Raw genomic sequence first — 12579 nt, forward strand, 5'->3', positions numbered from 1 at the left:
TACCACCGGCGCCGACGACAACGGTCGCTGGCCCGGTTGACCCCTATCGAGTACGAGACCATCATGACTCCACCGGCCAGTCAGGCCGCCTGACTAGAACTGTCACCAGTTGGTGCAGCAGACCCGTGCCTCCGGAGACCGGTGTCCACTCGAACTGGCCGACGATCTGGCCGCCTTCAGGGTCGGTGACCTTCGCCTGCAGTGTTGGGGAAGGTCCCACGTAGCCGCGGATGGTGCCGGTGGGGCAGGCGGTCAGCGGCGAGGTGGCCAAGAGGCTGGCGGTCGAGTAGGCAGTGTAGACCACGGTCAGCGTAGGGTTGTTGCTGAACCGCTTGTAGCCACGCGTTTCGGTTTCACTCAGCGCACGCACGCCAAAGGCGATGCTGGCGGCGCTTGAGGTCTGGTAGGCCCGGGTCAGGTCGGTGAGCGGAACCTTAACAACGGTGGGATCCCCGCAGCCCGTGCGGCCGTATCCCTCGCTGGTCTGGTGCTGCAACACCTTCCACGACATCGGGTTGTTCCAGGTGGTGGAAGCATTCAGTGAACCACCCACCGAGTAGGCGCCCCAGGCCGTAGGTGTGCAGGACGCACTGTAGGTGTTCTGGATGTTCAGGGTCGAGGAGACAACGTAGTTGGTGTCCCACGGGATCGAGTCGGCGTTGATGGCGAAGTAGGACCGGTAGATCGTCGCGCCAGCGTTCGGCGTACCGATCATCGCTTCGCTGGTCGAGTTGTAGTACGAGGTGTTCGGGGCGGCCGAGTTCACCATCCCCCAAGTGCGGCGGGGCGCGGTCATACTCGGATCGATGAAGATCGGGTACACGGCTTCGTCGGTCAGCAGAGCCACATCTGGTGTGATCGATAGCGCCCCGTCAGCCACAGAAACCGGCATCGTGACAGTGCTGACCGGCCCGGTGTCTGCCACCAACCGGTCGTCGCCCTCGATGGCATGCTCGCTGGACGCATCCCACATCAACGGCGTACCACCGACGAAAGCAGTTTCTCCGGAGTCGTCAACGACCGACAGGTTGCCGCCGGCCACCTTACGGACGGCCAAACCCTCGCCTCGCAACCCGAAGCGCAGCTTCCGCAACGCCGACTGCTTAGCCGCCTGCGGCGTCTTGACCACGAACACCTGCGCGAAGCCATCCACATCAGCACGCAGCTGAAGATCCACCCCCGGCAGCACATCACGGTAGACCGCCGTGTCGCCGCTGAGCTGCGGCTCCGGGAGGGCACCTGTGGGCGAGTCCAAACCGACCCGGTCGCCCTCGTGCCCCATCGTCACCATGGCGTGCGATCCGCCACCGGCGAACGCAACATCGGCGGCTGCGACACGCGGCCCAACACTCCCGTCAGACCGCTTCTCCAAAGTCAGATCGACCGGCCGCCAACCACCGTCCCGCTTCACACGTACCGGTCGGAACCGATGCTCCCACTCGATCGTGCCGTCCGGACGCGCCCACGCCCGATCCGTCTCCGTCGTCAAGTCACCGATGTCCACCCGAGTTCCGTGACGCTTCGCCGCATCCAACGCCCCTACCTGAGAAGGCACACTCTCCGGCGCCACCGGCGCCGCAACAGCAGGCGCGGCCGGCCCCACACCGCTAACCAGACCGGCTCCAACAGCAACCGTCGCCAAACCGACCACAGCCCGACGAAATCCATAAGCTGTTCTGGCCTGACGCACGGACCCAGACATGTGACTGTAGCGGCGCAAGACGATTGATCCCCACATGAGCGGCCAACAGAACGAAGGGAAACCGTACCGAACCAACGCTCAAACAGGCATATCAAAAATTTCGCCTGTAAAGTTCCTAATATCGGTACTCATGCCGAAGGACAGGTGTCTGGACACACCGTGATTCTGCTACGGCAAGCAGCCGAACCAGCGAATATAGCCTCGTGTCACTTGCGAGTCTGAGCACACGTCGGCAGCCTTCGAAGGCAACACCGTCAGTAAGAACTGGCACGTTCGTCCAGGGCTCGTGCGCCCACCGGCCGACAGTCAACCTTCGGTTGACGGGCCAGATGTTCGGACGTTCGGCAGAAACGTGCGATGACCGAACGATGCTGAACCGACCGGGTCTGTAGAACAACGGCTCTGGCGCAGAAACGGTGGTCGCTGCTGTCGGCCTACGCGAGCAGGATTCGTTGGCGTAGGAGGGCGAAGCCGGCACGGCCGTACATCTGCCGCTTCAGAAATTTGACCTTGGTGTTGGTGCCTTCGATCGTTCCGTTGCTGTAGGCAGGGTCAGGCCGGCCACGACGGCGGGTAGGTCCTTTCGCAGGCCGTAGACGAAGCTGTGCAGGGCTGGTAGGTCGTCGGCGTCGACGAGGCTCATCCAAGTGTCGAGGTCTTCGCCGCGTGGGCCGGTGAGTAGGTCGGCGAACTGCTTGACGCGCTCGGCGAGGACGGTCGGGCACGACAAGCCGCAGCGCCCCAGGTCAACGAGCCTCGTCCCCGCACACGCGGAGGTCGTCCCGTGGCCTCGCCAGAGGTGAGACCACGGGGATCAGGGCTCTGGACAAGCGATTCGTCAGCTTCGCCTGCGGCCTCATCTGCTGACGCCGACTGACCAACTGGATCGACCCAGAAATCATTTTAGTGGCTTTTAGGGCTGGCGGTCGATGATCCCGCCGGGCTGGTGGGGGAGCCGGTAGGTGCGCCCATCGGACCGGGTCACCGTTACTGTCGCCTGCCACGGCTGTCTGGTTCGAGCCCACATCACCCAGCCGCGCACACCGGGCGAGCGTTCCATCGTCGCCCCCTCGGCTGTCTTCGCCGAGACCGGCCGGCCGGCCGGGGTCCACACCAGCATAAGCAGGTGGCCGTCCGAGAGCCGGTGGCCGGCCATGTAGCCGAGATCAGGTCGGCTCTCCCTGCAGATCTCATCGTCGCCGAAGCATCCCCAGTCGTATACCAGGTAGTCGCTAATCATGCGGAAGGGCCCGTCGCCGCGCGCCGCCCACACGCTGGATGCCTTGAAGCCGGCGGAGCTGTCGCCGGCGTTCGGCGCGCGGCGCAGCGCTACAAGCGTCTCGCCGAGCTGGGTGGCCGCAGCAATGATCTCGTCGCTGGCGACCGTGCGCTTGAGATCGGCGCTCAGGCGCACGAGAAGCGCGGGTGTCGGATCGTCCCGCCCCTCCTGGGCCGCCGTAGGTGGAGCAGGGGAGGCTGCGGTGGGGGTGGCGATCGTCGCGGCGACGGCGGCGGCGAGGCCGACGGTCGCAGCGACGGACCTGCAGAGCGCGCGGCCCGACTGATGGATCACGCTCGGCTGGATCTGCATCTCACCCTCCTCATCAAGACTGGCAACGGCTCGGTGGCTACAGCCATCCATGTACGTCGGTCGATGTCATGGTAGCGAGCGGACTACATGGTCACTATGCCTTACCCGATGTGCGGCAAGGTTCGGAAGCGTTGATGACAGAAATCACACCATTATGGACTGTCGGCTTTCCGATAGTACAGGAATTGCTACTTGTCGTAACCTCACTACATTGTGCGGGTGGCACAAGGCTCTCTGCAGGCGATGGGCTTCACCGCCAAGCGGTACCAGGAGAACTACCGCGAGGAGTGGCAGCTCGGCGGCGTCACCTTCGACATCGACACCTGGCCCGGCCTGCCCACCTACCTCGAAGTCGAAGGTCCCGACGAGGCAGCCGTCCGCGACGCCGCCGAAGCTCTCGGCCTGGACCTCGCTGACGCCTCGTACGGCAGCGTCGACGAGGTGTACCGCACAGTCCTGGGCCGCGACATCCTCGCCGAGTCGTCCCTGACGTTCGACACCCGCGCCTGACCGATCAGCCACCGGCCCCCGACCGCGGCGACGCTGCCAAGCACGGGTGCAAGATCGCGCCCGCGCGATCTTCGAGGCCGCCCACGCCGCGTGCGGGCCGCCCGCCGCGGCCTGAGCAGCCCACCGGGTCCGGCGCCGCGCCGACCGGGCGGTGTTTGGTCGGCGCCGGTCCGGGGGACAAGTTCGCCGCAACCGTTTCCCCGGCCCCCCGGAGGCAATCATGTTCGCCGTCATCGCCGCGGTCCTGTTCGGCCTGGCCCTGCTGCTGGACCTGACCGACAACGCGCTCGGACCCATGACGGCGACCAGCCTCATGCTGGCCGGCCTCCTGTGCCTGGCGCTCCAGATGGCCGGCGTCGGCGCGGGCCTGCGCGGCCGCCGCTGGCGCTGACCGGACCGCCCCACCACTTGACGGTTCACGTACCTCGGCCTGGCCCCCCGCAAGGCGGAACCTGCGGAATCGGCACCGCCGCAACAGTTGCGCCATAGGCTCCCGGTGACGACGACCGGACGAGGGCGGGGCATATGGAAGACACAGCCGAGCGGTACTTCCGGGAGCTCAGCGAGGGCGGGGCGCACCCCCTCCTGGCGCGGGCGGCGGGCACGATCCGGTTCGACCTGGAGTCGGGCAAACGAAGTCGGAGCTGGCTGGTCACGGTGGAGCACAGCGCCGTCTCGGTGTCCAAGCGGCGCGGGCCGGCAGACTGCGTGGTGCGCACCGACGACGCGCTGTTCGAGGCCATCGCCCGCGGCGAGGCCAACACCTACGCCATGATGCTCCGCGGCCGGGTCGCGGCGGTCCAGGACAAGCCCGAGCTCCTCGTCCTGTTCCACCGGTACATGCGGGCCCGCCAGCACCTCGCGCGCCAAAAGGCGCCGGGCGCCCGCGCCGGCGCGGGGCGGGGGCGGGTCCGGTGAGCGGGGCACCGATCTCGATCCTGGACGGCAACACGTTCGTCGTCAGCGACGACCGGGGCGACATCCAGGCCACGCCGACGGACCCCTCGGGCCTGTTCGCCGCCGACACCCGGTTCCTGTCCACCTGGGCGCTGACCGTGGACGGCCAGAGCCTCAACCCGCTGTCCGTGGACCACCTGGAGTACTACGCCGCCAAGTTCTTCCTCGTCCCCGGCACCGGCACGGTCTACGTGGACGCCAACCTCTCGGTGATCCGGCGGCGGGCGGTCGGCAACGGGTTCCGCGAGGAGATCACGATCCTCAACCACGCCAACGAGAAGGTCGAGCTGACCGTGCGGATGGACGCGCGGGCCGACTTCGCCGACCTGTTCGAGGTCAAGAACGCCACGGCCAAGAAGGGCAAGAACTACACCCGCGTCGACCGCCGGCAGCTCCTGCTCGGGTACGCCCGGGAGTCCTTCGTCCGCGAGACCGTCATCACCAGCGACCGCGACGTGCGGGTCGACGAGGGCGGGCTGACGTTCGCCGTCCGGCTGGCCCCGCACGGCGAGTGGTGCGCCGAACTCCAGGTCGCCGCGGTCGGGGCGGTGGACGTCGCGCCGCCGCCCAAGGCCGGGAGCGGGGCCCGCCGCGGCGGGCGGGCGTTCGCCGACGCCGAGGACCGGATGACCCACAACCTGGAGCACTGGCTGGCCCAGGCGCCCAAGCTGGAGTGCGAGGACGACGACTGGCGGGTGACGTACCGGCGCAGCCTCGTGGACCTCGCCGCCCTGCGGTTCTCGCCGCCGATCGCCGGCAGGTACAGCCTGCCGGCGGCCGGGCTGCCGTGGTTCATGACGATGTTCGGCCGGGACAGCATCTTCACCAGCCTCCAGGCGCTCCCGTTCGCCCCGGACCTGGCCCGGACCACGCTGCGCGCGCTCGGCGACTGGCAGGGCGCCACCGTCGACGACTTCCGCGACGAGGACCCGGGCCGGATCCTGCACGAGATGCGCTACGGCGAGAGCGCCGCCTTCGAGGAGCAGCCGCACTCGCCCTACTACGGCAACGCCGACGCCACGGCGCTGTACGTGGTGCTGCTGGACGAGTACGAGCGGTGGACCGGGGACGTGGCGCTCGCCCGTCAGTTGGAGCCCGAGGCCCGGGCGGCCCTGAACTGGATCGACGAGTACGCCGACCTGTGCGGTACCGGCTACATCTACTACCGGCGGCGCAACGAGGAGACCGGCCTGGAGAACCAGTGCTGGAAGGACTCCTGGGACTCGATCTCCTTCAGCGACGGCCGGCTGCCGGGCTTCCCGCGGGCGACCTGCGAGCTGCAGGGGTACGCCTACGACGCCAAGATCCGCGGGGCCCGGCTGGCCCGGCTGGCCTGGAAGGACCCCGCCTTCGCCGACCGGCTGGAGGCCGAGGCGGCGGCGCTGAAGCGGCGGTTCAACCGCGACTTCTGGGTGGCCGACGGCCAGTACTACGCGCTGGCGCTGGACGCCGACGGCAACCAGGTGGACGCGCTCAGCTCCAACATCGGGCACCTGCTGTGGAGCGGGATCGTCGACAAGAGCAAGGCCAAGGCGGTGGCCCGGCACCTGATGGGCGACCGGCTGTTCTCCGGCTGGGGCGTGCGCACGCTGGCCAAGGGCGAGCGGCGGTACAACCCGGTGGGGTACCACGTGGGGACGGTGTGGCCGTTCGACAACTCGTTCATCGCGTGGGGGCTGCGGCGGTACGGGTTCCGCGCCGAGGCCGCCCGGATCGCCCGGGGGATCCTGGACGCGGCCACCTACTTCGACGGGCGGCTGCCGGAGGCGTTCGGCGGGTACGAGCGCGAGCTGACCCGGTACCCGGTCCAGTACCCGACGGCGTGCAGCCCGCAGGCCTGGTCGACGGGCGCGCCGCTGCTGTTCCTGCGCACGATGCTGGGCCTGGACCCGACCGGCGACCAGCTCGTCGTCGACCCGGAGCTGCCCGAGGGCGCCGGCCACGTCGCGCTGTACGACATCCCGGGGCGCTGGGGCCGCCGCGACGCGTTCGCCCGCGCCCGCGACACCCGGCCGCCCGGCCGCGTTCGCTGAACCACCGGACCACGCAGTGGGGACCTGGCCGAGCGGCCAGGTCCCCACTGCGCGGGACGCCTCAGGCGGTGGCGGGCACGGCCTTCTTGACCGCGCCCATCTGGTGCATGATGTCCCAGCCGTCGAGGGTGTTCCACTCCTCCACGACCCGCCCGCCGACGACGCGGTAGATGTCGGTGGCGCTGAAGCTCACCGTCCGGCCCGTCGGGGGGATGACCGTCGTCGGCGGGATGCCCCGGTACTCGCCGGTGTGCACGCCGACGGCCGACCAGCGCAGGGTCACCTTCTCCCCCTCGCCGAGGATGTCGTCGACGGTGAACACCAGGTCGTCGAACGCGTCCAGGAACTCGCCGAGCGTCCTGGTGAAGTCCTCGATGCCGCGCACCTCGCCCTGCCCGGCCGGGAAGTGGTTCACGTAGTCCGGGGCGAAGCACTCGCGGATGACGCCCATGTCCCGGCGGTTCATCCCGTCGAGGTACGCCCGCATCACGACTGCCTTGTTCTCCTCGATACCCACCTGTTCCCCCGTTTTCCATCGTGTGCATTCACGCCGCGGAACAATAGTTGCGCGGCACTGTCCAGCAGCAGTCAATCAGCCGCGCGGGGGCGACAGAGGGGTTGTGGACAATTTGCTCGCGGACCTTCCGCTGTGGGCGGTCATGGCGGTCATCATCGTGGGGCTCACCGCATTCGCGGTCGGTCTCCAGGCCGTCATCCGGCGCTGGATACCCGAGATCCAGACCCGCCGGCACAACGACGTCGCCGGCTTCCTCGCCGCGGTCATCGGGGTCATCTACGCGGTCACCGTCGGCTTTATCATCGCCGAGCAGTGGGACAACTTCACCGACGCCAAGGAGCGCACGTACCGCGAGGCGTTCAGCCTCGGCGCGATCGCCGAGGGCTCCAGCGTGCTCGGCCCGGCGCAGCAGGCGAAGTACACCGAGGCGGTCCTGACGTACAACCGGGCGGTGCTGCACTGGTGGCCCAAGCAGGGCCACAGCGAGACCGAGGCGCAGACCCGCGACGCGCAGACCCTGGAGCCGCTGTACACCCTCGTCGGCCAGGCCCAGCCGGCCAGCGAGGCGCAGCGGGCGTTCGTCCAGGAGACCACCGCCGAGCTGGGGCAGGTGGCCCGGGACCGGGAGGACCGGCTGCACCGCGCGGGCCAGGCCCACCTGGAGTGGCCGCTGTGGGTGCTGATCGCCTTCGCCAGCGCGGTGGTGCTCGTGTTCTGCGCGCTGTTCGGCCTGGAGACCCGGTGGCTGCACTACACGATGATCACCGGAGTCGCCTTCGCGGTCGCCAGCAACCTCATGCTCGTGGTGCTGCTCAACCACCCGCTGTCGGGCGCGCTACGGGTGTCCCCCGACAGCTACGCCAGCGTCGTGGAGGACCTGTCCACCGGCTGAGCCGCGCGCGGCCAGCGCCGCGTCCAGCGCGCGGGCGGCGCCGACGAGGCCCAGGTGGGTGAACGCCTGCGGGAAGTTGCCCAGGTACCGCCCGGTGCCGTCCATCTCCTCGGCGTACAGGCCGAGGTGGTTGGCGTAGCTGTGCATCTTCTCGAAGTAGAACTGCGCCCGGTCGGCGTCGCCGGCCAGCGTCAGGCAGTGGATGAACCAGTACGAGCACATACAGAACGTGCCCTCGGTCCCGGCCAGCCCGTCGGCGGCGCCGGCGGCCGTCCGGTACCGGTACACCAGCGAGTCCTCGACCAGCTCCCGCTCGATCGCCCGCAGCGTGTCCAGCCAGCGCGGCTCGACCGGCGAGACGAAGCCCATCAGCGGCATCAGCAGGCTGGCGGCGTCCACGGTGTCGGCGCCGCGGTACTGCACGAACGCCCGCTTGCCGGCGTGCCAGAAGCCGGCGTGGATGTCGGCGTGGATCTCGTCGCGCACCCGCTCCCAGTCGGCGACCGGCCCGGGCAGCGAGCGCCGCCGGGCGATCTTCACGGCCCGGTCCAGCGCCACCCAGCACATCAGCCGGGCGTACAGGAACTCGTGCCGGCCGCCGCGCACCTCCCAGATGCCCTCGTCGGGGCGGCGCCAGTTCGCGGCCACCCAGTCGACCGAGGCGCGCAGGTGGCACCACAGCTCGTAGGTGACCGGCTCGACGGCGGCGTCGAACCGGTCGACCAGGTGCAGCAGCTCGCCGTAGATGTCGAGCTGGAGCTGGTCGTAGGCGCCGTTGCCGATCCGCACCGGCCGGGAGTCCAGGTAGCCGCGCAGGTGCGGCAGCGTCGACTCGGTCAGGTCGCGGCGGCCGTCGATGCCGTACATGATCTGCAGGACGCCCGGCTCCGGGCTCTCCCGGTACCGCTGGGTGACCCAGTTCAGGAACGCCCGCGGCTCGTCGGCGCAGCCGAGGTCCACCAGCGTCGCGGCGGTGAGCGAGCCGTCTCGGATCCAGGTGTAGCGGTAGTCCCAGTTGCGCTGGCCGCCGACCAGCTCCGGCAGCCCGAACGTGGCGGCGGCGGCGATGGACCCGTACCGCTGGGAGGTGAGCAGCTTCATCGCCAGCGCCGACCGGACCACCTCGGACCGCCAGCGCCCGCCGTTGCGGATCCGCCCGGCCCAGTCCCGCCAGTACCCGACGGTGTGCGCGAACGCCCGGGCGGCCCAGCGCGACCCGGCGGCCGGGCTGGCCCGCCCCGGCTCGACCACCTCCAGGACGAAGTCCAGCGTCCGGCCCGGCTCCACGACCAGCTCGGCGACGGCGTCGTCGCCGACCACCTCCAGCGGCACCGGGGTGTGCAGCCGCAGGGTCGGCGCGTCGCCGCCCTTGGGGATGAACAGCACCTCCCCGTCGCGCTGCTCGACCCGGTGCGGCTGGCGCCCGTAGTCGAACCGGGGCGCGCACTGCACCCGGAACCGGAACCGCCCCCGCACGCCGGTGACCCGGCGGACGACGGCGTGCGCGTGCCGCATCGTGCCCACCGGCATGAAGTCGGTGACCTCGGCGACGCCGTCGCCGCACAGGAACCGGGTCAGCAGGACGTTGGTGTCCGGCAGGTAGAGCTGGCGCAGCCGCGCCCCGTCGACCGCCGGCCCGATCCCGAACCGCCCGCCGCTCTCGTCGTCCAGCAGGGCGGCGAAGACCGTCGGCGAGTCGAAGTCGGGCAGGCACAGGTAGTCGAGCGAGCCGGTGGTGGAGACCAGCGCGACCGTGTGCAGGTCGCCGATGACGCCGTAGTCCTCGATCCGCTGGTACCCCACCGCCGCCTCACACGCCCGCGACGTCGCGCAGGTACCGCCGGGCCCGCATCGCGTAGGTGAGCGGGTGCGCCCTGGCCGGGTCCTGCTCGGCCTCCACCACCAGCCACCCCCGGTACCCCGACCCGGCCAGCGCCCGCAGGATCGGCCCGAAGTCGATCATCCCGTCGCCGGGCACGGTGAAGATGCCCTCCAGGACGGCGTCCCGGAAGCTGGTGTCCGCCCCCTGCCACCGGCGCAGGACCTCCTGCCGCAGGTCCTTGAGGTGGACGTGGGCGATCCGGTCGCCGTGGTCCGCGGCCAGCGCCAGCGGGTCGTCGCCGGCCCACGTGAGGTGGCCGGTGTCCAGCAGCAGGTGCACCAGGTTCGGGTCGGTGTCGGCCAGCAGCCGGTCCACCTCGGCGCGGGTCTGCACGCCCGTGCCCATGTGGTGGTGGTAGCACAGGGTCATGCCGGCGTCGGCGGCGAGCTTGCCCAGCTCGTGCAGGCCGTTGACCATGCGCTGCCACTGCTCGTCGCCGAACACCGGGCGGTTGGCCAGCAGCGCCAGCGGCTGCTGGTGTACCGCGTGGCCCAGCTCCGCCACCACGACCCGGTCCCCGCCGACGGCCTTGATGAAGGCCATCTGGTCGCGGAACCCGGCGACGGTGCGCTCGTGCATCCCGTCGGCGGTGAAGTACGTGCTGGCCCACGGCTCCGACACCCGCAGCCCGCGCAGGTCGAGGGCGGCCTTCAGCGTCGCCGGGTCCTTCGGGAACTTGTGCCCGACGCTGCACCCGGCGAAGCCGGCCAGGGCCATCTCGCTGACGCACTGCTCGAACGGGATGTCCTCGCCGATGCCCGGGAAGTCGTCGTTGGTCCAGACGGTCGGGGTGATCCCCAGCGTCACGGCCCCCTCGGGGAACAGCATCACGACCGCCCGGCCAGCCGGCGGGCCGCCCGCAGCGCCAGCGCCACGCTGGTCAGCGTCGGGTTGCTGGCCGTACCGCGCGGGATCAGGTTGTTGCCGCCCAGGCAGAGGTTGTCGATGCCCCACACCCGCGAGTCGGTGTCCACGACGCTGGTGTCGGGGTCCTCGCCCATCCGGGTCGTCCCGTGCACGTGCAGGCCCAGGCCCGGCTCCACGAAGCACGGTTCCGAGCCGGGCAGGAAGCCGCCGAGCGCCGTCGCCGCGTGCAGCATGTCGTTCATCATCGCGTGCTGGCGCGCCCGGTCCTGCGGCGTGAGCGTGAAGGTGAACGACGGCTGCGGCAGGCCGTGGGTGTCGGTGTGCTCCTCCGAGAACGAGATCCGGTTCTCGAACCGCGGTTCCACGATGCCGAACCAGCGCAGGTCCACGATCAGCCGGCTGTCGACGTTCGGGGCCAGGTCGCCGTAGTGGAAGGCGTCGCGGTGGATCTGGCAGTGCCAGGGGCGGTCCGCCGACACCGGGATCCACACGTTGGGCTCCGGGTCCCCGGCCGGGATCGGCACCGGGTCCTGGGGGTTGCGGTCGCGGTAGGCGCGGACCTGCTCGGCGAACCGGCTGTCGTCGGCGATGCCGTCGACCAGGTCCTGGCGGAGCACGATCTGGCAGAACGCCACCGGCTGCTCGGTGAGGTACCGGCCCAGTGCCCGCGGGCGGATCCCGGAGGCCCACAGCAGTTGCGGGGTCAGGTAGGCGTTGCCGGCCACGACGAACTGGTCGGCCTCGATCCGGATCGTCCGCCAGCGGGCCAGGTCGCGCACCTCGGCGTACTCGATCCGGCTGCCGTCGGCCGACCGGACCAGCTTGGTGCACAGGTGCTCGGCGCGCAGGTCGAAGCGCCCGTCGGTGCGGGCGGGGGCCTTCGGGTCGGCCAGCTCCCCCAGCACCGTGTCCGCACCGGACCAGCGGACCAGCTCCGGGTTGTCCCGGCGCCGCTCGACCGCCAGCGGCAGGCTCTGGACCTCGTACGGCTTGGGCAGCTCCGGGTAGGCGCGCTGGAGCGCGTCGCGGACGACCTGGTGCCGGATCGAGTGCTCGAAGACCCCGACGTGCGTGTTGAGCAGGCGCTCGCCGTCCTCGTACAGGGCGCGCCACTCGGCGTCGGACAGCAGCGGCGAGCGCTCCAGCTCGGGGTGGTGCCGGGGCGTGGCGCACGTCCAGTGGGTGGCCATGCCGCCGACGCCGTAGGTGACGGCGGCGGCGCCCAGGTTCGTCTCGGCGTCCTGGTCCGGGTTCTGGTTGTTGAGGGTGAAGCCGCGGTACCGGTCGCGGTCGATCTGGAACGCGCCCGGGTCCAGGGTCACCTCGGGCCGCAGGTTCGGCGGCACCGACAGCAGGTTCAGGTGGCCGCGGATGACCGACGAGAACAGGTCGAGGTTCTTCTGGTAGAGGTACGCGTTCTTCAGGTGCTCGCCGGGCCGCTCCGAGAGCGCCGCCCCCGCGTCGATCATCATCACCTTGCGGCCCGCGCCGACCAGTTCGCGGGCGAAGGTGGAGCCGACGGGGCCGGAGCCCACGATCAGGGTGTCGACGCGGATCGTCTCGTCTGCCATGTGGTCTCCCCGTGTGCTGGTGTCTGCCGGTGTGCCCGGCGGCGGCGCTGCCGCCGG

At 70.1% G+C, this 12579-nt stretch carries 12 protein-coding genes; 5 read left to right on the forward strand and 7 right to left on the reverse strand.

Annotated elements, in window-relative coordinates:
- Positions 1 to 61: 61 nt before the first annotated feature.
- The 3 genes from IEY75_RS17920 to IEY75_RS17930 form a co-directional block, all read right to left on the reverse strand.
- A complete protein-coding gene (locus IEY75_RS17920; RefSeq protein WP_189115541.1) occupies positions 62 to 1504 on the reverse strand; it encodes a hypothetical protein in 1443 nt (480 codons plus the stop codon).
- Between the two features lie 694 nt (positions 1505 to 2198).
- A complete protein-coding gene (locus tag IEY75_RS21500; protein ID WP_373290292.1) occupies positions 2199 to 2432 on the reverse strand; it encodes a hypothetical protein in 234 nt (77 codons plus the stop codon).
- A gap of 183 nt (positions 2433 to 2615) precedes the next feature.
- The gene (locus IEY75_RS17930; protein ID WP_189115543.1) at positions 2616 to 3293 is read right to left on the reverse strand and encodes a hypothetical protein; all 678 of its coding nucleotides are present in this window, start codon (positions 3291 to 3293) and stop codon (positions 2616 to 2618) included.
- Positions 3294 to 3512: 219 nt separating this feature from the next.
- On the opposite strand from IEY75_RS17930, the gene IEY75_RS17935 reads away from it, so the two are divergent.
- The 4 genes from IEY75_RS17935 to IEY75_RS17950 all read left to right on the forward strand — a co-directional run bounded on the left by IEY75_RS17935 (position 3513) and on the right by IEY75_RS17950 (position 6793).
- Positions 3513 to 3803, forward strand: a complete 291-nt coding sequence (locus IEY75_RS17935; RefSeq protein WP_189115544.1) for a CYTH domain-containing protein — start codon at positions 3513 to 3515, stop codon at positions 3801 to 3803.
- A 220-nt stretch (positions 3804 to 4023) separates the two neighbouring features.
- Positions 4024 to 4194: a hypothetical protein gene (locus tag IEY75_RS17940; protein WP_189115545.1), complete on the forward strand. Its 171-nt coding sequence runs from the start codon at positions 4024 to 4026 to the stop codon at positions 4192 to 4194.
- Positions 4195 to 4328: 134 nt separating this feature from the next.
- Positions 4329 to 4721 carry an SCP2 sterol-binding domain-containing protein gene (locus IEY75_RS17945; RefSeq protein ID WP_189115546.1) on the forward strand — a complete coding sequence of 131 codons (393 nt, stop codon included), beginning with the start codon at positions 4329 to 4331 and terminating at the stop codon, positions 4719 to 4721.
- The gene (locus tag IEY75_RS17950) at positions 4718 to 6793 is read left to right on the forward strand and encodes an amylo-alpha-1,6-glucosidase (protein WP_189115547.1); all 2076 of its coding nucleotides are present in this window, start codon (positions 4718 to 4720) and stop codon (positions 6791 to 6793) included. Before IEY75_RS17945 ends, IEY75_RS17950 begins: the two co-directional genes overlap by 4 nt.
- Positions 6794 to 6854: 61 nt before the next feature.
- Here the strand turns inward: IEY75_RS17950 and IEY75_RS17955 are convergent, their stop codons facing one another.
- On the reverse strand, positions 6855 to 7310 hold the full coding sequence (locus IEY75_RS17955; protein ID WP_189115548.1) for an ester cyclase: 456 nt from the start codon (positions 7308 to 7310) through the stop codon (positions 6855 to 6857).
- Between the two features lie 103 nt (positions 7311 to 7413).
- On the opposite strand from IEY75_RS17955, the gene IEY75_RS17960 reads away from it, so the two are divergent.
- Complete coding sequence (locus IEY75_RS17960; RefSeq protein WP_189115549.1) at positions 7414 to 8202, forward strand: bestrophin-like domain; 789 nt, start codon at positions 7414 to 7416, stop codon at positions 8200 to 8202.
- Here IEY75_RS17960 and IEY75_RS17965 read toward each other — a convergent pair.
- From IEY75_RS17965 to IEY75_RS17975, 3 genes are read right to left on the reverse strand one after another with little or no spacing between them, the layout of a single operon-like run.
- Positions 8146 to 10005, reverse strand: coding sequence for a glycoside hydrolase family 15 protein (locus IEY75_RS17965; protein ID WP_189115550.1), 1860 nt, complete (start codon positions 10003 to 10005; stop codon positions 8146 to 8148). The genes IEY75_RS17960 and IEY75_RS17965 overlap by 57 nt on opposite strands.
- Positions 10006 to 10012: 7 nt before the next feature.
- Entirely contained in the window at positions 10013 to 10912 is a 900-nt protein-coding gene (iolE, locus tag IEY75_RS17970) for a myo-inosose-2 dehydratase (protein WP_189115551.1), read from the reverse strand.
- Positions 10912 to 12522: a pyranose oxidase gene (locus IEY75_RS17975; RefSeq protein ID WP_189115552.1), complete on the reverse strand. Its 1611-nt coding sequence runs from the start codon at positions 12520 to 12522 to the stop codon at positions 10912 to 10914. Before IEY75_RS17975 ends, iolE begins: the two co-directional genes overlap by 1 nt.
- Positions 12523 to 12579 lie beyond the last annotated feature (57 nt).

The organism is Pilimelia terevasa, assembly GCF_014647915.1.
GTDB lineage: Bacteria > Actinomycetota > Actinomycetes > Mycobacteriales > Micromonosporaceae > Pilimelia > Pilimelia terevasa.